General features: G+C 65.3%; 19 protein-coding genes. All 19 read right to left on the reverse strand.

The genetic code is table 11. The features are described from left to right. Positions 1-13: 13 nt before the first annotated feature. The gene (locus AC3WS4_RS13710) at positions 14-1,141 is read right to left on the reverse strand and encodes a glycosyltransferase family protein (RefSeq protein ID WP_187140116.1); all 1,128 of its coding nucleotides are present in this window, start codon (positions 1,139-1,141) and stop codon (positions 14-16) included. After that, positions 1,141-2,298, reverse strand: a complete 1,158-nt coding sequence (locus AC3WS4_RS13715) for an N-acetyl sugar amidotransferase (protein WP_492739656.1) — start codon at positions 2,296-2,298, stop codon at positions 1,141-1,143. Before AC3WS4_RS13715 ends, AC3WS4_RS13710 begins: the two co-directional genes overlap by 1 nt. Beyond that, positions 2,295-3,074 carry a HisA/HisF-related TIM barrel protein gene (locus AC3WS4_RS13720; protein WP_492739655.1) on the reverse strand — a complete coding sequence of 260 codons (780 nt, stop codon included), beginning with the start codon at positions 3,072-3,074 and terminating at the stop codon, positions 2,295-2,297. The genes AC3WS4_RS13715 and AC3WS4_RS13720 overlap by 4 nt, the downstream gene beginning before the upstream one ends. Positions 3,075-3,084: 10 nt before the next feature. Then, positions 3,085-3,906, reverse strand: a complete 822-nt coding sequence (locus tag AC3WS4_RS13725) for a sulfotransferase family protein (protein ID WP_492739654.1) — start codon at positions 3,904-3,906, stop codon at positions 3,085-3,087. A gap of 4 nt (positions 3,907-3,910) precedes the next feature. After that, positions 3,911-5,038: a glycosyltransferase family protein gene (locus tag AC3WS4_RS13730; RefSeq protein WP_492739653.1), complete on the reverse strand. Its 1,128-nt coding sequence runs from the start codon at positions 5,036-5,038 to the stop codon at positions 3,911-3,913. 4 nt (positions 5,039-5,042) lie between these two features. Then, positions 5,043-5,753 (reverse strand): acyltransferase, encoded by a 711-nt coding sequence (locus AC3WS4_RS13735; protein WP_056351597.1) that lies wholly within the window; start codon positions 5,751-5,753, stop codon positions 5,043-5,045. Between the two features lie 82 nt (positions 5,754-5,835). Beyond that, entirely contained in the window at positions 5,836-7,146 is a 1,311-nt protein-coding gene (locus tag AC3WS4_RS13740) for a lipopolysaccharide biosynthesis protein (RefSeq protein ID WP_162248629.1), read from the reverse strand. A 118-nt stretch (positions 7,147-7,264) separates the two neighbouring features. Beyond that, positions 7,265-7,876 (reverse strand): imidazole glycerol phosphate synthase subunit HisH, encoded by a 612-nt coding sequence (gene hisH, locus AC3WS4_RS13745; protein WP_492739652.1) that lies wholly within the window; start codon positions 7,874-7,876, stop codon positions 7,265-7,267. Beyond that, the gene (asnB, locus tag AC3WS4_RS13750; protein WP_492742833.1) at positions 7,873-9,702 is read right to left on the reverse strand and encodes an asparagine synthase (glutamine-hydrolyzing); all 1,830 of its coding nucleotides are present in this window, start codon (positions 9,700-9,702) and stop codon (positions 7,873-7,875) included. Before asnB ends, hisH begins: the two co-directional genes overlap by 4 nt. A gap of 5 nt (positions 9,703-9,707) precedes the next feature. Continuing rightward, on the reverse strand, positions 9,708-10,292 hold the full coding sequence (locus tag AC3WS4_RS13755; RefSeq protein WP_492739650.1) for an acyltransferase: 585 nt from the start codon (positions 10,290-10,292) through the stop codon (positions 9,708-9,710). Then, positions 10,289-10,981: an acyltransferase gene (locus tag AC3WS4_RS13760; RefSeq protein WP_492739649.1), complete on the reverse strand. Its 693-nt coding sequence runs from the start codon at positions 10,979-10,981 to the stop codon at positions 10,289-10,291. Before AC3WS4_RS13760 ends, AC3WS4_RS13755 begins: the two co-directional genes overlap by 4 nt. A gap of 8 nt (positions 10,982-10,989) precedes the next feature. Continuing rightward, complete coding sequence (locus AC3WS4_RS13765; protein ID WP_492739648.1) at positions 10,990-12,105, reverse strand: DegT/DnrJ/EryC1/StrS family aminotransferase; 1,116 nt, start codon at positions 12,103-12,105, stop codon at positions 10,990-10,992. Next, positions 12,102-12,665, reverse strand: a complete 564-nt coding sequence (locus AC3WS4_RS13770; protein WP_492739647.1) for an acyltransferase — start codon at positions 12,663-12,665, stop codon at positions 12,102-12,104. The genes AC3WS4_RS13765 and AC3WS4_RS13770 overlap by 4 nt, the downstream gene beginning before the upstream one ends. Further along, positions 12,665-13,726 (reverse strand): Gfo/Idh/MocA family protein, encoded by a 1,062-nt coding sequence (locus tag AC3WS4_RS13775; protein WP_492739646.1) that lies wholly within the window; start codon positions 13,724-13,726, stop codon positions 12,665-12,667. Before AC3WS4_RS13775 ends, AC3WS4_RS13770 begins: the two co-directional genes overlap by 1 nt. 81 nt (positions 13,727-13,807) lie before the next feature. Then, a complete protein-coding gene (locus AC3WS4_RS13780; RefSeq protein ID WP_492739645.1) occupies positions 13,808-14,791 on the reverse strand; it encodes an MraY family glycosyltransferase in 984 nt (327 codons plus the stop codon). Further along, positions 14,788-15,732 (reverse strand): NAD-dependent epimerase/dehydratase family protein, encoded by a 945-nt coding sequence (locus tag AC3WS4_RS13785; RefSeq protein WP_492739644.1) that lies wholly within the window; start codon positions 15,730-15,732, stop codon positions 14,788-14,790. Before AC3WS4_RS13785 ends, AC3WS4_RS13780 begins: the two co-directional genes overlap by 4 nt. Next, positions 15,732-16,505, reverse strand: a complete 774-nt coding sequence (locus AC3WS4_RS13790; RefSeq protein ID WP_492739643.1) for a glycosyltransferase family 2 protein — start codon at positions 16,503-16,505, stop codon at positions 15,732-15,734. The genes AC3WS4_RS13785 and AC3WS4_RS13790 overlap by 1 nt, the downstream gene beginning before the upstream one ends. Positions 16,506-16,519: 14 nt before the next feature. After that, entirely contained in the window at positions 16,520-17,614 is a 1,095-nt protein-coding gene (locus AC3WS4_RS13795) for a glycosyltransferase (protein WP_492739642.1), read from the reverse strand. Beyond that, on the reverse strand, positions 17,611-19,014 hold the full coding sequence (locus tag AC3WS4_RS13800; protein ID WP_056351557.1) for a hypothetical protein: 1,404 nt from the start codon (positions 19,012-19,014) through the stop codon (positions 17,611-17,613). The genes AC3WS4_RS13795 and AC3WS4_RS13800 overlap by 4 nt, the downstream gene beginning before the upstream one ends. Between the last annotated feature and the right edge of the window lie 21 nt (positions 19,015-19,035).

Raw genomic sequence — 19,035 nt, forward strand, 5'->3', positions numbered from 1 at the left:
GTCATCGGGTCCTTCAGATCATGACGGCTTTCAGATGGGCGGCGATGCGCTCGGCATGGGCGCGATAGCTGTTGGCGAGCGCCAGTTCGACGCGTTTGCGCCAGCCCGTGTCGCGACCTTCGCGCACGGCGGCGATTGCCGCATCGAGCTTGGCGCCGATTTCGCCGGGCGCCTCGCGCGGCGCCATGAAGATGCCAGGGGCACCGGCCTGCGCCGCGATCGGGCTGCTGACCACCTCACCGCCGAGCGCGAAATATTCGAGCAATTTGTGCGAATTGACCCCGCGATTGCGGTCGCGGGCGTAGTCGTAGAGCAGAAGCCAGACATCGACATCCTCGGCCGCCGCGATCAGCGCGTCGCCGGTCAGCAATCCCGCCAGCTCGACATTCGGCCGCTGCGCCAGCGTGTCGGCCCAGGCATGGCTTTCGGGGGTGCCGCCCTGGACGGGGCCGATGAAGCGGAAGAGGCAGTCGGGCCGTTCGGCGACGAGGCGGGCGAAGCGCTCGCGATCCATTGCCGGCTGCGCAAGGTTGCCGATGAAACCGACGGTGACCGGAGCATCCGCATCGCGTTTCCGCGGCGCGGCGAGGCGGCGCTGTGCCGCGCGCGCGAACAACGGTGAGAGGCCGTGGCCGACGACATGCCGCGGCGCCTTCGAAGGCGCGATTTCGGCGATCAGCAACTCGTCGACGCCGAGTATCAGATCGGCATGGCGGTGCATCGTATCGCCGGGATCGAGCATGTCGACGACATGGAGGATCGAAAAGGGTGCGGCAAAGGCGCGATGGTCGGCGAATTGCCGCGCATTGTCGAAATCCCACAACAGGTCGACCGGGCCGACGGCGCGGGCGATCGCCTTCGCCCGCCGCCGCGCGGCCCAGATGAATAACCATTGCGCACGATATTTTGTGCGCGAGGCGGGCATGCGCGGATGGTCGACGAGGGTGATGCCGGGAACATCGCTCGGCGACAGGCGGATGGCGTCGCCGCCGTTCGGCGGATTGACGAAATAGACGGTGTGCCCCAGCGCCGCGAGCTCACGGGCATAGTGATGCTTCGACACCTGCAGCCCTGCCCAGGGTTGCGGCGAGATGAGCAGGATCCGCAGCGGCGGTGCCAGGAGGTCGAGCGTCGTCGCCATCAGCGCTTCAATCCGACGGTACGCAGGATCTTGCCGGCCGTGCCTATGACGCGAAAATAGAATTCGCGCTGCTTTCGGTCGGTGCCGTAAATCTCGTGCCGCTGGTTGGGCCGCACCAGCAGCTCTTCGAATTCGGCCTCGCTGAACCCCAGCTTCTTGCGAACATAGGCCTTGTCGCGCTCCTGCATCGCCGCGTCATAGGTCGGTTGTTGCAATTCGCGCAATGCTTCGTCGCGCGTCGCCTGACCCGACAGGATCAGGTTCGACAAATGCGCCTTGCGTTTGTCGACGCCGAATTTCCGCGGGAGGATGTAACCCTGGTAAAAACGGGTGAAGAGCGATTCATAATGTTTGCCGCCATAATCGACCCAGTCGAGTTCGCGGATCAGCAAATCCTTGGCCTTCGCCTTGTCGAAATCGACGAGGTCGAGCACGGCTTCGCTGTGGATGCCGCGCACCAGTTGATACCAGGCGCGCTGCCAGACCCCGAGCGCGGGGAGTTTCCTGAGCGGCTTCTCGCCGAATGTCCGGTGGATGCTCTTCAGGTTGACGAGGTCGAACTTCGCATAGTTCCACGACGGCGGCATCAGCCATTCGGTGGCGTGGTTGAGACCCGAGAGAATGTATTTGAGGTTGTACTTCGCCGCGAGCCTGTAGAGCGCACCCGAGATCATGTGATCGGTCGGCACCTCGATATCGACGACCGACGCCTTGAAATAAGCGCGCTGCAGGTCGCGGAACTCGTCCCAGTCCATCACGAAGGTGTGGAGTTCGAAGTCGAGCTTTTTGCAGATATTCTCGATGTTGCGGACCGCGAGTTCGTTGTTCCAGCCATTGTCGAAATGGACGATCAGCGGCCGCAGGTCCCATTGCTTCGCGAGCCAGGTGACATAGCTGCTGTCGACCCCGCCCGACAGGCCGATGACGCAGTCATAGGGCTTGCCCTTGCCGTCGGCGCGCACCGCCGCCAGCAGCGTGTCGAGCCGCGCCTGTTTGGCGGCGGCATCGGGAAGCGTCGCGGCGAAAGCCTGATATTCGTGCCAGTAGTTGCACACCCCGTCGGCGTCGAACCGGATGTCGGGATCGCTGCCGTCCATCACCGTTCGCGTGCAGACCTGCGCCGAGGTTGCGGGCAGGGGCGACGTGGCTAGGGTCATGCATCGAGCTTTGCGAACAGCCGGTCGCGCAGATCGGCCTCGTCGGGATAGGAAATCAGCACCCCCTGTTTGGGCGCGCGATAGACGAACAGGCTCGATGCGGCGACCGCCGAAGCGCCGCCGTCGCGGATCGCGGGCAGGAAATCGTCGAGCGCCGCCGCACCCCCGCAGGCGACCACCGGGATGGCGACCGCCGCCGCGACCGCGCTGACCGTCGGCAGGTCGAAGCCGGTCCATTTCCCGTCGCGGTCGATACTGTAGACGATGATCTCGCCGGCGCCCGCCGCCGCCATCGCCTGCGCCGCCGCGACCGGCGCCTGGCCGGTGCGCTGCTTGCCGCTGCGGGTCAGCACCTGCTCGCCGCCGATGAGCTTGCGACCATAGGGGAGCGACACCGCGACCGCCTGGCTGCCGAAACGTTCGGCGATCGCCGTCACCAGCCCGGGATCGGCGAAGGCTTCGGTCGACAGTACGACCTTTTCCAACCCGAGCGCAAACAGCCGCGCCGCGTCGTCGACGCTGCGGATACCGCCGCCATAGCCCATCGGCAGGAAGGCCTCTTCGACGATGTCGCCGATCGCGTCGAAATTCGGGCCGCGTCCGTCGGTGCTGGCGTCGATGTCGAGCAGCAGGATTTCGTCGACCATCTTGGTGTTGAAGATGCGCACGGCGTTGATCGGGTCACCGATATAGGTGCGCTTACCGAAGCCGACCGTCTTCACCAGCCGCGCATCGCGGTCGATGGTCAGCACGGGGATGACGCGAATACGGCGCATGGGGCGTCGGTCAGACCTGCCAGCCGGCAAAATCCATGCCGGTCAGTGCGCGCAGCTGCGCGACGTCCTTTGCATAACGTTCCTTCAGCCGGTCGACCTCTTCCTCGCTCAGATCGGGCTTGTTGAGGCCGTAAAAGAGCCGGCGGCTGATCGCCGGACGGTTCATCAGTGCGTCGAAGTCGAACGGCGCCAGCTTGCGCGCGGCGCGATAGGGCAGGGATTTCTGCCAATGCACCGGAATGCCGTTCGACGAATTCTCGTTCGTCTTGAACGAGAAGCTGTCGGGATCCTCGAGCCATTCGAGTCCGAGGAAGGAAAAGATCATGTTCATCGTCATGTGCCGGTGGTTGAGCAGGCTGTCGGCGTCGACGACCTTGATCTGCTCCATCGGGAAATGGTCGAGGAAGGATTCGAGCTGGTAGGCATACATGCCCGTCATCACCTGATTGTCGCTCGCCTCAGACCATTGGCGCGCGGCGGGCGTTTCCCCATGGTAATTTTCGACCTTGTGCGAGCGGTACCGCTCGATCGGGTCGCGCACGACATAGATCAGCTTCACGTCGGGGATCACCGCCTTGATCGCCTCGGCCGCGCCGGGGAACAGGGGGTTGTGGCGCTTCGAATAATTTTGCGAAGATTCGCCGCGGATCGGCGCGTCGACCGGGAACTGCGCCTTGTACCAGTCGAGCGACTGGTTGCTGTTCGAACCGGTGAAGAAGTTGATCTCCTTTTCTTCCGACATGAAGATGTCCGGATGGCGCGCCAGATAATTGTGCAGGCTGCTGGTCCCGCACTTCATCGCGCCGATGACCAGGAGGTTGGGAAGATACATCGGGCTATCCTGCTTTCACGTCGGCGATCAGACGCGAGATGGTGGCGATATGGTCGGAGTAGCTGTTTTCGGCGGCGAAACGCGCGCGTGTGGCCGCGAGCGGCGCCCCGACCTCGGCATAATCGGCCACGATCCGGCCCATCAACTCGGGCATGTCGCGATTGTCTTCATAGGCCGAACAGGTCACCGCCCCGGGGGGAAAGGTGAAGGACAATTGGCTGGCGAGGACCGGCTTCCCGGTGGCGAGAAACTCGTTGATCTTGTGCGGATAGATCAGGCCCTTCGCCTTTTCGTAGCGATAGGCGACGAACCAGATGTCGACATCCGCCGAGCGGGCGATGACTTCGCGCGATTCGAGCCGCCCGAGCAGGGTAACATTGGCGAAGGCCCGCAGTTTTTCGATCCTGGGGTCGGGCGGGGTGGAACTGCGATAGGGACCGATCATCCGGAATTCGAGTTCGGGGTGCGCGCCGATCACGGCGTAAAGCGCCTCCCAGTCGATATCCTTGCGGTCGAGGTTGCCGACATAGCCGACGACCTTCGGCACCGCGCGAAACGCCGGTTGCGTGCCGTCGAGGCGCGTGCGCGCGAGGTCGAGGAATGCGCCCTGCGTCCCGTGCGGGATCAAGGCGGTGCGGGCGCCGCTTGCGGGCAGCGAGGAAATGTAAAAGCCGTTGTTGGCGAGGATCAACTGCGCGAACTTTGTCGACGAGAATTGCGGCGCAATGTCATCTACGGGATGGAAGATGCTGAAATCGGCAGAAAAATCGCCGAGATCATTGAACATATATTCATTGTCGAAATCCCAAACCAGGTCGATCGGCCCCGGAACGGTCCTTGCCACCCGGCGGGTGACGCCCTTCATCAGCCATTTGAACAGCGGCCGGGCGTGAAACTTGATGCGATAGGGGAAGGGCAGGCGATAACGGACGAGCGACACGCCCGCCGCGTCGCTCGGCAGGATAGCGACATTCCGGTCGCGACGGCTGTGGTCGGGCGGTTCGACGAAAAAGACGCGATGCCCCAATTCGCCGAGCAGGCGGGCATAATGATGCTTCGACACATTGGGCGCGTTCCACGCCTGCGGCGAGATGATCAGGATCGTTCGCGGTTGCGAAAAATAGCCCTCCACGCCTTCAGCCTCCCTGCAATGCCGGATTCAGCGCCTGCTTCGCGAAGGCGGGAAAATCGGCTTCCGGGATATAGCCATGATAGCGGTGGTCGCGCGCATAATCGACACATTGCGCCGCATCGATCTGACGCACCGGCTTGGCCGGGATGCCGGCGAGGACCTGATAGCCTTCGGGGAAGGAGCGGGTGACGACCGCGCCGGCGGCGACGATGGTGAAGGGGCCGAGTTCGACGCCCGGCATGATCTTCGCCCCGCCGCCCAGCCAGCTGTGACGGCCGACGACGACCCGGTCGGGATGGTGGAGCCGGTGGTCGTGGATATCATGGTTCGCGGAGATGATATGCACCCCCGGCGCGATCCACACATAGTCGCCGATGTCGATCAGGCCGATGCCCTGAATATAGCAGTTCGGCATGAACCCAGGCGCGACGTCGATACCCACCTTGATATTGCGCCAGTTGACCACCTTGCTCGACCGGTCGACGGGCCAATAGGCCTTGGCCGCGCGCTGGTAGACGAACTGGTCGAGCCAATGTTCGGGGGTGCCGGTCACCGCATAGCCGGCGGTGTCGCGATGGACGCGGCGCGCGATATGCTGCCGGCCCATCAACTGGCGCGCCATGTAGCGCGGCAGGAACCGCGACAGGCGCAGCGCCGCGCTGATTTCCATCCTGTCGGCGAGGCAGGTCGCCGGATCGGCAGAAATATCGGTCATATCAATGGTATCGCGTGCAACAATCGAAAGAATATCAGGAAGTGCCCGCCCAAGGCATATGACAGGCTTTCCGATATGTCTATCACAGCGCCGCCGGTTCGGCGCGAAGATGGCGATGGCGGTGCGCGATCCAGAAGGCGACCGCGAGGAAGGCGACGTACATCACCCCCTGCGCCATCGCATAAGCGACGATCACGTTCATCGGACTGGAGATGATCTGCGTCGCGAGCAGCACGGCGCCGATGGTGAAGGCCGCGAAACTGACCGACATGATGAAATCGAGCCGCTGGTAGCCGTGCAGCCACAGGATCTTGGTCAGCGGCTGAACCACGAATTGCAGCCCGATGACGGGGGCGAGGATGCGCGCGACCTCTCCGGTCTCGTGCCAATTGGGGCCGAGCACGAAGACGAACAGCGTCGGCGCGATCAGATAGAGGATGCCGAACATCGGGACAGCGATCGCGGTGAGCCCGATCGCCAGCCGGTAAAAAAGATGGGTGGCGCTGTCGAGCCGCGCGATCTCTTCGGCGCCGCGCCGGAAGAACACCTGGCCGATCGCCGTTGCGAACATCTGGACGGGCAGCGCGAGCAGGCTGCGCGCGCGGTTGAAATGGCCGACGACGTCGAGCATCCCGCCCCGCAGGCCAAGGACATAGATGGGGAAGGCCATCGCCACCTGTTCGACGACCGCCGTCGGGGTGGTCCATTGCGCAAAATCGCGGTGGCGCACCGCCGCGGCGCGCATATCGGCCCATTGCGCCCGGCGCGCCAGCCCGAAAGCCTCGCGATTTCCGGCGATCACATAGAAAAAGGCGATGATCTGGCCCGCAAAATAGGCAGTCATCAGGCCGGCGGCACCCCATTTCAGCAGCCCCAGTCCGATCGACAGGCCGGTCGTGACCACGACGCTGACGATCTGCAGCCGGCTCATGAAGCCATAGCGGTTCTGGCGGTTGGCGAAGGCCTGCAGCGCGGCGGTCTGGCTCGCCATCAGGATGGTGAGCGGCAACAGCCAGAACCAGGGCCAGAGTTCGCTGTTCGACCAGCTCGCCGGTTCCAGAAGCCGGACCAGCGCGACGACCGCGAGCGCCAGTACCGACATGCCAAGCGTGATGCGCATCGCCAGCGCGAGCGTCGCGATCGCGTCATGCTCTTGCTTATCGACGATCACGCCCTTGAAATATTGGAGATTTCCTATCGTCGCGAGCACCGCGCCGAACGCCATATAGGTGCCGAGCACGCCATAGTCGGCGGGCAGGTAGAGCCGCCCGAGGATCGGTGCGGTGAGGATCGGGATCAGCGTCGCGATCGCCTGTCCGCCCGAGAGCGTCGCGAAATTGCGAACGAAGTTCAGACGGGAAATATTCACCAGCCTGTCGGCGATCGTCTTCACCAAATCGTCTCCGCATCGCGTTGAAGGGCCTGGCGAACCGCCTGTGCCGACATGGGCCGGCCCCGGCGGTTACAGAAAAGGGTGCGCGGCGCCAATCGAATTCATGGCCGCGCGCCGATCAGATCGCCGCAAAACGATCGAGCACCGCCATGCCGAACGACAGGCTCTTTTCGGGGTGGAACTGGACCCCGAAGACATTGTCCTTTTCGACCCCGGCGGTGAAGCGATAGCCATGGACGGTGCTGCACAGCTCGGTCGCCGGGTCGTCGCAGGCGATGTGGAAGCTGTGAACGTAATAATAGCGGGCGTGGGGAGTATCGACCGCCATGCGATGCCCGGCGTTCCAGGCGGTGTCGGCCCAGCCGATATGCGGTACTTTGAGCCGCGCATCGAGCCGCGAACGGTCGAAGGCGACGGTCTTTGCGGGCACCCAATCGAACCCCGGCAATTTACCCTCTTCGCTGCCGCGCGTCAGCAATTGGGCGCCGAGGCAGATGCCGAGCATGGGGACGGCGCGGCGTTCGACCGCCTCGCGCAGCGGCGCGACGAGTCCCTTATCATGCAGGCGCTGCATGCCCCAGTCGAACTTGCCCACGCCGGGCAGGATCAGCCGCTCGGCGCGTGCGATCGCGTCGGGATCGCCGGTCAGTTCGGCGCGGTGGCCGAGATATTGCAGCATGTTGATGATCGAGCGCGGATTGCCCGCGTCATAATCGACGATGGTGATCATAGCGGCACCGCGAAGCGCCGCACCCAGGCGGCGAGGCTGATCAGACGGAAATTCGCCGGATCATAGGGCAGGCTATGGCGCGCCGAAGCGGCGATCCGTTCGCGAAGCGTCGTCACGTCGAGCAGCGGCGCCAGCACGCGCAGCGCATCGTCGATCATCGCCGCCATGCGGTCGGGATGGTCGCGGCCGAAACTCGCATCGGGCGAAGAGAAACCGATCTTGTCGCGCCGCCAGCGCACGGTGTCGGGCAGATCGTCCATCGCATCGCGCAGGATCAGCTTCTGCCACCCCTTGCCGACGAGGAAGCGCGTCGGCAGCCCCATGACGAACTCGACGAGCCGGTGATCGAGAAAGGGAACGCGCGATTCGATACCGAACTGCATCGCGTTGCGGTCCTGCGAATGGAGCTGGTACGGAATGCTCGTCCGGGTCAGTTCGTCGAGCGACAGCGGCTTGTAGCCGGTTGGCGGAGCGACTGGGGTGTAAGAGTCGGTGCCGCCGCCGCGCCATATGCCCGCCATCAGCGGCGAAATCAGCCGGTCCGATTGCCGCCCGGCGGCAAGATATTTGCGCAAGGTCAGCGGCAGGCCATCGCCCGTCGTCAGGCTCCGCCCGCGAAAATTTTGCCATGCCTCGCCGAACCGCCCGCCGCCGACCGCCTCACGCTGCGCCGCGAGCCAGAATTCGCCATAGCCGCCGAAATATTCGTCGGCACCCTGGCCGTCGAGCATCACCGTCACCCCCGCTTCATGCGCGGCGCGGAACAGCGCATGTTCGTTGAAATGGCTACCGCTCGGCAGCGGCTGGTCCTGCGACCAAGCGAAGGCCTCGAGCCATTCGGGGGTGTAATAGTCGACCAGCGAGACCGGAACCTCGACCTGGCGATAGCCGAAGCGCTGCGCGACCTGTGCCGCATATCCGCGTTCGTCGTGGCGGCGGTCGGCGTGGAAGACGGTGAAGACCGGAAACCGGCCCGGATCGCCCACGACGCTTGCGCTCGCCGCGGCGATCGACGAGCTGTCGACGCCGCCCGACAGGCTGGCGCCGAGCGGAACATTGGCGACATGGTGCGTGCGCACCGCGTCGAAAAACAGCGCCCGGAGCCGTTCGCGCGCTTCGTCATAGCCGTTGGTGAGCGGCTCGACCTCGCCGGCAAGATCGTACCAGCGCGCGGTCGCGAACGCGCGGGTGGTCAGGTCGTAGGTGGCGAGATGACCGGGCAGCAGCGCCTTGATCCCGACAAAGAAGCTCCGCGCGTCGAAATTGAGATGCCCATATTCGAGGAAGCGGCGCAGCATGTCGTGGTCGGGGGCGCTGTCGACGAGCCCGGTCGCGAGCAACTGTTTCGCCTCCGACCCGGCGAGCAGCACGCGATCGGACAGATGATAGCAGAGCGGCTTGATCCCGAAGCGGTCGCGCCCGAGGAGCATCGTCTGCCGCCGCGCGTCGTAGAAGACGAGGGAGAACATGCCGCGCAGCCGCGGCAGCGCGTCGGTCCACCACTGGTCCAGCGCGTGGAGCAGCACCTCGGTATCCGATTGGGTATGGAAATGGCGGCCCAAACCCTCCAGCTCGGTGCGCAATTCGGGGAAATTATAGATGGCGCCGTTGAACAACAGCCAGTTGTCGCCGTCGCGCATCGGCTGGTTCGACCGGTCGTCGACGTCGATCACCGCCAGCCGGCGGTGCGCCAGCCCGACCGGGCCGAGGGTGACCATGCCCTGGGAATCGGGGCCACGGTGCGCGACGGCATCGGCCATCGCCTGCAATCGCCCGCGTTCGACCGGGCGGCCGTCGCGATTTGCCAATAGACCCCAGCCGCACATGCGGTTCAGCTAGCCCCCGCGGGCGGCGAGGTAAAGGCGGCGGCGAAACGGCCGAGATATTGGTGGCGCAGGTTGCGGCGCGCGAAATCGGCGAAATCACCCGCAGCGACATAGCCGTGCCGGGCGTCGGCGGGGATAGGCGGGGCAGGGCGGTCGTGCGTGCCGACGGCCTTCGCGGGGTTGCCGGTCAGGATCGATCGCGGGTCGAGGCACGAGCGGGTGACGACGCTGCCACGCGTCACGATGCAGAAATCGGCGAGTTCGACTCCGGGCAGGATCGTACAGCCGTCCTCGATCGCGCAATGGTCGCCGATCACCAGCGGCGGGCCTTCGAGATAGTCGGTCAGCCGCACCGGGTCGTGATTGCCGCTGATCAGGCCGACGCCGCGCCCGACCGACACGCCATGGCCGACGACGATCCCCATGTTCGCGCTGACATAACAAAAAGGCTCGATCCCCGGCGCGCTGCCGCGCCCGAGCAGCACGCGGTTCGGATAATCGAGCTGGCTCGCCGGGTGCATCGGCCAATAGGCGGCGCCGTTGATCCCGAGGACCTGCTGCGCGAAACGGGTCTTCCAGGATGGATTCATGACGCCCCCCAGATGCGGTCGAACAGCACGGGGTCGATCGCCGGGCCGCGCAAGCTGGCGATCCGGTCGAGCGGCGTGTAGCCGACATAGGCGTTCGGGCGCTGCCAGGTTTCGCATTGCGCCGGGTCGAGGCGCGCGACGACGCGCGCGGGATTGCCGGCGACGACGCAATGGCCCTCGGGAAAGCTCTCTGTCACCACCGCGCCCGCGCCGACGATGGTGAAATCGCCGAGCTTGACGCCGGCCTGCACCGTCGCATTCATCGCGATCAGGCAATGGCGGCCGATGGCGATCGCGAAATCATGCGGCGGCGAGGGTGGTCCCGCACCATCGACCAGCGACAACAGCCGGACATTGGGAGCGAGCTGGGTGTAATCGCCGACATAAAGCCCGCCGCGCCCGTCGATTTCGCAGCCCGTGCTCCATCCCGGCGAGGTTTCGGCGCCGATGACGATGAAGCGTGCGCCGGACACGCGGGTCGAGGGGTGCACCGGCCAATAGGCGTCGGCGTTGCCGCGCAGGATCTTCTGCGCAAACCACATCCGGAAATGCACTTCGACCTGCGTCCCCGCGGTGTCGATGAAATAGCGGCGGCCGCTCAGCCGGTGCCAGTTCGACTCGAACAGGCGGCGCAACCGTTCGAGCAGGGTCGCCGGCCAACTCAGCTGCATGTTGAGGAGGCGGCTCATGCCCGCCCCTAGACCGAACCGGCCCCTGCCAGCACCGCGGCGATGACGCGATCCTGGACATCGTCGGTCAGATAGGCGTGCATCGGCAGGCTGAAGACTTGTGCCGCCCAGCGGTCGGTTTCGGCCATGCTCCCGCTGACGCGGCATTTGTCCCGATACGCCGGCTGGACGTGCATCGGTTCGGGATAATGCACCCCGCTCGGCACGCCCGCCGCCTTGAGCGCATCGAGGATCGCGGCGCGGTCGGGCGATTTCAGGGCAAAATAGCCCCAGACACTGGTGCGATCTTCGCCGATCATCGGCAATTCGAGCGCATTATGGCCGGCAAAGGCCGCAAGATAGCGTGCCCCGAGCGCATGGCGCCGCGCGATCTCCTCGTCGAAGATTTCGAGCTTCGCGAGCAGCACCGCCGCCTGGATTGTGTCGAGCCGCCCGCCGACCCCGACGCGGGTGTGGTGGAAACGCTTCGACTGACCGTGGACGCGGATTTCGCGGCACGCCTGCGCCAGCGCGTCGTCGTCGGTGAAGATCGCGCCGCCGTCGCCATAGCAGCCGAGCGGCTTGGCCGGAAAAAAACTGGTACAGCCCAGCAGCGACTGGTTTCCGCTGCGCCGCCCCTTGTAGGTCGAGCCAAAGCTCTGCGCGCCATCCTCGATCACCGCTATGCCGTGCGGCGCGGCGATGGCGTTGATCGCGTCCATGTCGGCGCACTGGCCATAGAGCGAGACGGGGATGATCGCGCGCGTCTTCTCGCCGATCGCCGCCTTCACCGCCTGCGGATCGATGGTCGATGTCGCGGGGTCGATGTCGACGAACACGGGGGTCGCGCCGAGCAATGCGATCACTTCGACCGTTGCAACGAAGGTCGCCGAGGTGGTGATGACCTCGTCGCCGCGCCCGATGTCGAGTGCCATCAGCGCGATCAGCAGCGCTTCGGTCCCCGACGCGACCCCTATGCAATGCTTCGCGCCGGTATAGGCGGCGAGCTTTTCCTCGAGCTCGGCGACCTCGGGACCCATGATATATTGGCCATGGTCGAGCACCGCCTGGATGCGCGCATCGACCGACGCCTTCACCACGCGATATTGCGCCTTCAGGTCGTTGAACTCGATCGTCTCGCTCATCGCGGCGCGCAGTCTTCGCCGGTGATCCGGTAGCTGCTGGCGCAGGCGGTGCAGGTCACGTCGCCGCTGTCCTCCAGCCGGACGCCGCATTCGCACATCCAGCCGATCCGCCGCGCCGGCACCCCGACCATCAGCGCATAGGGTTTGACGTCGCGCGTGATCACGCTGCCCGCACCGACGAAGCCATATTCGCCGATCGTCACGCCGCACACGATGGTGCAATTGGCGCCGAGCGTCGCACCCTTGCGGACCAGCGTCTCGCGATACTCGTCCTTGCGCGGCACCGCGGCGCGCGGGTTGTAGACGTTGGTGAAGACCATCGCGGGGCCGCAGAAGACATCGTCCTCCAGCGTCACCGCATCATAGACCGAAACGCCATTCTGGATGCGGACATTGTTGCCGATCGACACATGGTTGCCGACATAGACATTCTGCCCGAGCGAGCTTCCCGCGCCGATGCGCGCGGTGCCGCAGACATGCACCCAATGCCAGATCGCGGTGCCGTCGCCGATCTCGGCGCCGGGATCTACGATCGCGGTTTCGTGGATCTTGACGCCCATCAGTAATCCAGTGGCAGCGAGACGCGCTTGCCGTCGCGCGCCGAAAGATAGGAAGCGATCAGCACCTCCATGCTGCGCAGCCCTTCGCGCCCGTCGGTCGTGGGAGCGCATTCGCCCGCCAGCGTGCCGATGACATTGTCGTAATAAAGCTGATGCCCGAAACCATAGACCGAGCCGGTGTCGTAAGAAGCGTTCGCGACGAGGTCGTCATCGGGGTGCGGGGTGTCGAATTCCCAATGGTCGATCTTGTTGAGCGCGACGCCGCCGACCTTCACGCTGCCTTTTTCGCCGAGGATCGTGATCGAGCCTTCGAGATTCCTGGGATAGGTCAGCATGGTGACGTTCATCGACCCGAGCGCGCCTGAACGCCAGCGGATGTTCATCACGGCGCTGTCCTCGACCTCGATATTGCGCGCGAGTGTCGCGGTATAGGCGTGCAGGCTCTCGATCGGGCCGCCGAGCCAGTCGAGCAGGTCGACATAATGGCTCGCCTGGTTCATCAGCGCGCCGCCGTCATACTCCCACGTCCCGCGCCAGGCCGCGCTGTCATAATAATCCTGCGGCCGTGTCCAGAACACATTCAGCGCGATCATGTAGATGCGCCCGAACCGCGCTTCGGTGACCGCGCGGCGGAGCAGTTGCAGCGTCGCGTTGAGCCGGTTCTGCTTGACGATGAACAGCCGGACCCCGGCTTCCTCGCACACCTCGACCATCCGCAGCGCGTCGCGCCAGCGGGTCGCCATCGGCTTTTCGGACACGACATGGCGTCCAGATTGGGCGACCTCGATCACCTGATCGGGGTGGAGGCCGCTCGGCGAAGAGACGATCACCGCGTCGGCATCGGTGGCCGCGAGCATATCGGTCAGCGACGCATGGCCGCGAGCGCCAGTGCATTCGACCGCCCGGGCGAGCGCGACCGGGTCGACGTCGCATACATCGACGATCTCCGCCCGGTCGGCGTGCGCCTTGATCGCCGCAAAATGATGTCCTGAAATACGTCCGCATCCAACCAGCGCATAGCGCTGGCGGCGGCCGGCAATCGGCGCGTTTGCAACACTCATATGGTCTTGTTCATCCTGTTGCATCCCCCCGTCGCGGTGCGGGCCGGTTGTCGGCATCTATGGACAAGCTGCGCAAAAAGATCAATCGGCGCGCGGTGCACCGGCGCGGAAGAGCGCGGCGAGCAGTGCGAGCAGAACGAGGTCGATTCCGGCGATCCAGAAGGGCAGTTTCCACGCCACCGCATAAGCGACGGGCAGTTGGATCAGCAGCGTCAGCGCGAACAGGCCATAGCTGACCCGCGCGTGCCCCCAGCGGCGCTTGGCGTGCTGATAGGCATGCTCGCTGTGGGCGTGCGTCACATTCTGACGGCGCAGGAAACGGCGGAGCAGCGTGACCGCGCTGTCGCACAGGAACACCCCCTGCAACACGAGCAGCGCGAGTCCGAAGCGCCAGTTCGATGCGGCGACCGCCAGCGTGACCGCGGCGACGATCAGCCCCAGCGGCGCGCTGCCGCTGTCGCCCATGAACAGCTTGGCCGGCGGCCGGTTGAACAGGAAGAAACCGAGCACCGCCGCGCCGAGCAACAGCATCGGCAGGGTCAGCACGGTGGGTGGCAGGATCAGCAGCGTGCCGGCGACGAAGCCAAGCATCTGCAGCGCGACGATGCCGTCGATGCCGTCCATGAAATTGGTGATATTCGCCGAATAGACGAGATAGAGCAGCGCGACGATCGCCAGCGGCCAGAACCAGAGGCCGATCGTGTCGGGCCATGGCCAGAGCAGCAGGAACAGCCCCGCCGAGCCGAACTGGACCGCGAAGCGCAAGGACGTCGGCAGGGGCGTGCGGTCGTCGATCCAGCCGAGCCACATCAGCGCCACGACGGCGGGGCCGAGCGCGAGGGCGGGAATGACCTGATAGGGGATGAGCAGCGCCCCGGCGGCGAGCATGACGACCCAGACCGACAGGAAAACGATCCCGCCGCCGGTCGGGGTCGCGACGACATGCGCGCTGCGCTCGTTCGGCGTGTCGACCATCCGCTGCTTCGCCCAGCCGACATAGAGGCTGAGCAGCATAAGCGTGGCGATCAGGCAGATGCCGGTGAGCGCGAGGCCGGTATCGATCATGCGCGCCGCTCCGCTGCCGCCATGCGCGCCAGTTCCTCGGCCATCGTCACCGGCGGATGCCAGCCGAGCAATGCCCGCGTCGGAGCGCCATCGACCAGCAGCGGGTCGCACAGGCGGTCGATCGCGGCGCGCTGGCCGATGACACTGCCGAGCAGCCGCAGCAGCGCAACGGGCACCGGCAACAATCGCGCGGGGCGGCCGAAGGCGATGCCGATCTGTGCCAGCAGCTCTCGCACGCTGACGCTTTCGGCGTCGCTCGCCATCAGCGTCGCGCCCGCCGCGGCCGGATGCCGGCTCGCCGCGATCGCGAGCGAGGCGAGATTGGCCACCGCGACCAGACTGCGCCGGTTGTTGCAAAGGCCGAAGGGCAGGGGGCGCCCGCGCGCCACCCACGACACCATGCGCGCGAAATTGGCGCGCACTGTGGGGCCATAGACGAGCGGCGGGCGGACGATGGTCACTTCGAGACCCGTTTCGGCGGCGATGGCATGGAGGTCCTGTTCGGCCTCCCATTTGGACTGGCCATAAGGGTCTTGCGGCGACGCCGCATCGGCGGCGGTGAAAGGCGCGCGGCCGCGCGTCGTCTCGCCATTGACCTTGATCGAGCTCAGAAAGACGAGTCGCGTCGCCCCCGCGGCCGCGGCCTGCCGCGCCAGGGCGGCGGTGCCGTCGCGGTTGACGGCGCGGAAGGCGGCGAGCGGATCGGTGGCGCGGTCGTCCATCTGATGGACACGCGCCGCGCAGTGGATCACCCGATCGACTCCGGCGAGCGCAGCGCTCCAGTCGGTATCGGGGCCGATATCGCCGACCGCGACCTCATCGGCGCCGGCCACCGTCCGCACCGCGCCGCGCGCGGCCAGGCCCTGCGCGCGCAATTGGCGCACGATCTCGGCCCCGACGAAGCCGTTGGCGCCGGTGACAAGGGTCGTCCCGCCGGGCATCAAACCGCCTTGCGCGGCCAATATTGGAAGATTTTGGTGAGATATTTCGACCAGATCATCAGCGAATTGGTCTTCACCCCGTTGCGCTTGCAGGCGACGCCGATTTCGCGGTTGATGATTTTGCGGCTCTGCAACCCCTGGTTCGATACGCCGCCGGTCGCCATGGTGACGATCGGGGCGGGCACATGCACCGCCTGGCGCCCCGCGGTGCAGAAGAAGCGGAGCATCAGGTCGTAATCGGCAGCGATCCGGTAATCGGTGGCAAAGCCGCCCATTTCGCGGAACAGGTCGCTGCGCATGTAGAAACCGGGATGCGGCGGCATCTGGCCCCAGCGCAGGCGTCGCTGCCAGTTGCCGGCGCCCGAATAATAGCGTTGGCGCCCCGGCTTGTCGGGATCGACGATGACGACATCGCCCTGCACCGCATCGGCGCCCGGATGTGCGGCGGCAGCGGCAGCGAGCCTAGCGATCGCATCGGGGTCACCGAGCCAGTCGTCAGCGTTCAGGAAGCCCAGATAATCGCCGGTCGCAAGCGCGGCGCCCTTGTTCATCGCGTCGTAAATGCCCTTGTCGGGTTCGGACACCAGCCGGCCCTTGAACCAGTCGAGCGCAGCGATGCGTTCGGCGGTGCCGTCGGGCGAGGCGCCGTCGATGACGATATGTTCGATATGCGGATAGCCCTGCTCGGCGACCGAACGCAGGCAGGCCAGGATCGTCTCGCCGGGATTATAGCAGACGGTGACGATCGAAAAGCGCACGCCGGGAACAACCAACGAAAATCCCCCGATTAAACCAACGAAGGGTTGGCTATCGCGTCCGCATAGGCATCGCCAAACTGCTTGGCAATGGCGGGCCAGTGCAGGTTATCGGCAACCCATGAACGGCCCGTCGCACCCATGGCGATCAGGTCGCGGTCGGGCCGCGCGGTCGCGTCGGCGAGGGCGGCGGCGATCGCCGCGGTCTCGGGCGCGACCCACCAGCCGCAGCCCTCGGTTTCCAGAACCTGCCAGGGCGTTCCGGTCGTCGTGATGACAGGAATGGCGTGGGCCAGCGCCTCTGCCGCCGAAATCCCGAAATTCTCGGTATAGCTCGGCAGCAGGAACAGCGACGCCTCGTCATAGAATGCGGTTTTCGCGGCACCACTCGCGGGGCCTGCAAGCGAAATTGTGTCCGAAAGGCCTGCGGCGGCGATTTGCGCTTCCAGTTGCGCGCGGAACCCGTCCTCGTCGGGGCCGACCAGTTGCAGGCGCCAGCCCGCCGGCCTGACCGCGGCCCAGGCGTCGACCAGCATCGTCAAGCCTTTCACCGGATGGATCCGGCCCAGGAACAATGCGGTGCGGACCGCGCCATCGGACATCGGCGCGCGCGGGGGCTGGTCGGGAATGTCGATACCGTTGGCGATCAGCAGCGGCCGCCGCGCGGGATAACGGTCGCGGATGCGCGCGACCTCGTCGTCCGCCGTGGCGTGCAGCCGCGTTGCCTGTTCGACCCCGCGCTTCTGGTACAGCGCCCAGGCCAGCCGCTTCTTCCAGCGCCTGTGGTTCCACGCCCAGGGCTGCATCATGCCCCTGACGCTCAGCAGGCGCGGGATCGCGTGGGTACGGCAGTGACCGGCGATCCGCGCGCCATGCGGCAGCCACAGGCCATTGTCGTGCACCACGTCCCAGCGCTGCGCGGTCAGGACCGTGTCCAGTTCGGCGGCGGCGATCGTCACGCTGCCGCTGGGGTCCATCGTCGCGACACGGTCGGCGCTGCCGTCGGCGGCCCACACCGTGACGTCATGGCCCAGCGCCGCGAGTGCCCCCGCCAGCCGTCCGACCGAATAGGCCGGACCGCCATGTTCGAGCCGGAAACTGGGATTGGTCAGCAGGATCCGCGTCATACCCGCTGGGTTCGGCCCTGTTTCTCGGCGAACTGCCGGATATCGAGATAGCGCTCGAGGATCTTCGCCACGATGAAGCCGATCACCAGCGAGGCGTAGAAGGTCGAGAACAGGCTCGACATGTTCGCCAGCGGCTGGACCATCGCGACCAGACCCGACATCAGCGGGATCGCCTCGGTCATCCGCCCGTCGGCGAGCGCGCGGTAGGCCCGCAGGTCGAGATAGCGGACGAACAGGCCCATCAGGAACGAGAAGAAGATCACGCCGAACATCGCGAAATTGGCATAAAACTCAAAAAAGGGCCCGATGCCGAACGTCGTTTCGTTGCTTGCCTGATAGCCGGTATGCGCGGTGAGGAATTCCGAGCCGCCGCGGACCGGCTTGGTCGTCCAGATCGCGCGCGGAACGAACGCAAACAGACCGGCGAGCAGCGTCGAGCCATTTTCATAGGTGTCGGGCTGCGCCTGGAGTTTTTCGACCGCCATGCCGGTGAACAGGCTCTGATTCAGACGCGAGTCGAGAACGTAAAGCTGCTTCTGGTCGCTGCTCGACAGCGAGCCGAACTGGCCGATCGCGTCGACGAGGCCGTCGACGCGCTCCGACAGCGTCGATGTCGGTTCCCACACCACTTCGCGAAACTGACCGCGGGTCAGCAGATAGTTGGTCGACAGGAACAGGAAGATATAGCTGGCGGCGACGACCGCGAGTATCACCCGGCCGATGCCGAAACGACGGCCCGCAATGGTCAGCCAGAAACAGCCGATGATGATGATCGCCGCGACCGCGTCGGCCAGAATCGCGTTGCCGAGCAGGTTGGCGATGGGAATGGCGACGGTGATCGCGCCGATCTGCCACATCGTCAGACCTTCGTTCAGCCAGACGCGGCGCAGGATCGACAAGCAGATACCGATGATCAGCAGGTTCTTGCCGCTGACGATGACGGCGCCGATCGTCGGAATCTGCGCGATCGCGGGAACGACGGTGATGGCGAAAAAGAAGAATACGCCAATCGCCAGCACGCTTTTTTGCGCCACGCGGAGGAACCGGGCCGGCATGCGGCGCGCGTCGAAATCGACATGATAATTGTCGCCCAGATACGACATCAACCAGATGCCCAGCGCCATCATCACGAAGCCGATGGTCGAAACCTGCAACCCCTTGGCCACCGTGTCGCGGGTATAGCCGATGCCGTTCAGATAGGGGTCGTACTGGTGGTAATATCCCGGAATCAGGTGAACGCCGGCGGCCACATGCATGATCGCCAGCGCGAACAGCATGGCCATCGGAAAGCCGAGCGTACCCTTGTTCGAGCGGATCGTGTGCGCCATCACGCCGAACATCGTGACGGCGCCGACCGACAGCCAGAACAGGATCGTGGATTCTGCGGTTTCGAAAAGCATGCCCGGTCCTAATGCCCTGCT

The sequence above is a fragment of the Sphingopyxis sp. EU05-FHT14B03 genome, from assembly GCF_058790875.1.

Bases quoted from the DNA above. Each gene is read 5' to 3' on its own strand.
- AC3WS4_RS13710 (WP_187140116.1), bottom strand. From the start codon at position 1,141: ATGGCGACGACGCTCGACCTCCTGGCACCGCCGCTGCGGATCCTGCTC.
- AC3WS4_RS13715 (WP_492739656.1), bottom strand. From the start codon at position 2,298: ATGACCCTAGCCACGTCGCCCCTGCCCGCAACCTCGGCGCAGGTCTGC.
- AC3WS4_RS13720 (WP_492739655.1), bottom strand. From the start codon at position 3,074: ATGCGCCGTATTCGCGTCATCCCCGTGCTGACCATCGACCGCGATGCG.
- AC3WS4_RS13725 (WP_492739654.1), bottom strand. From the start codon at position 3,906: ATGTATCTTCCCAACCTCCTGGTCATCGGCGCGATGAAGTGCGGGACC.
- AC3WS4_RS13735 (WP_056351597.1), bottom strand. From the start codon at position 5,753: ATGACCGATATTTCTGCCGATCCGGCGACCTGCCTCGCCGACAGGATG.
- hisH (WP_492739652.1), bottom strand. From the start codon at position 7,876: ATGATCACCATCGTCGATTATGACGCGGGCAATCCGCGCTCGATCATC.
- asnB (WP_492742833.1), bottom strand. From the start codon at position 9,702: ATGTGCGGCTGGGGTCTATTGGCAAATCGCGACGGCCGCCCGGTCGAA.
- AC3WS4_RS13755 (WP_492739650.1), bottom strand. From the start codon at position 10,292: ATGAATCCATCCTGGAAGACCCGTTTCGCGCAGCAGGTCCTCGGGATC.
- AC3WS4_RS13760 (WP_492739649.1), bottom strand. From the start codon at position 10,981: ATGAGCCGCCTCCTCAACATGCAGCTGAGTTGGCCGGCGACCCTGCTC.
- AC3WS4_RS13765 (WP_492739648.1), bottom strand. From the start codon at position 12,105: ATGAGCGAGACGATCGAGTTCAACGACCTGAAGGCGCAATATCGCGTG.
- AC3WS4_RS13770 (WP_492739647.1), bottom strand. From the start codon at position 12,665: ATGGGCGTCAAGATCCACGAAACCGCGATCGTAGATCCCGGCGCCGAG.
- AC3WS4_RS13775 (WP_492739646.1), bottom strand. From the start codon at position 13,726: ATGAGTGTTGCAAACGCGCCGATTGCCGGCCGCCGCCAGCGCTATGCG.
- AC3WS4_RS13780 (WP_492739645.1), bottom strand. From the start codon at position 14,791: ATGATCGATACCGGCCTCGCGCTCACCGGCATCTGCCTGATCGCCACG.
- AC3WS4_RS13785 (WP_492739644.1), bottom strand. From the start codon at position 15,732: ATGCCCGGCGGGACGACCCTTGTCACCGGCGCCAACGGCTTCGTCGGG.
- AC3WS4_RS13795 (WP_492739642.1), bottom strand. From the start codon at position 17,614: ATGACGCGGATCCTGCTGACCAATCCCAGTTTCCGGCTCGAACATGGC.
- AC3WS4_RS13800 (WP_056351557.1), bottom strand. From the start codon at position 19,014: ATGCTTTTCGAAACCGCAGAATCCACGATCCTGTTCTGGCTGTCGGTC.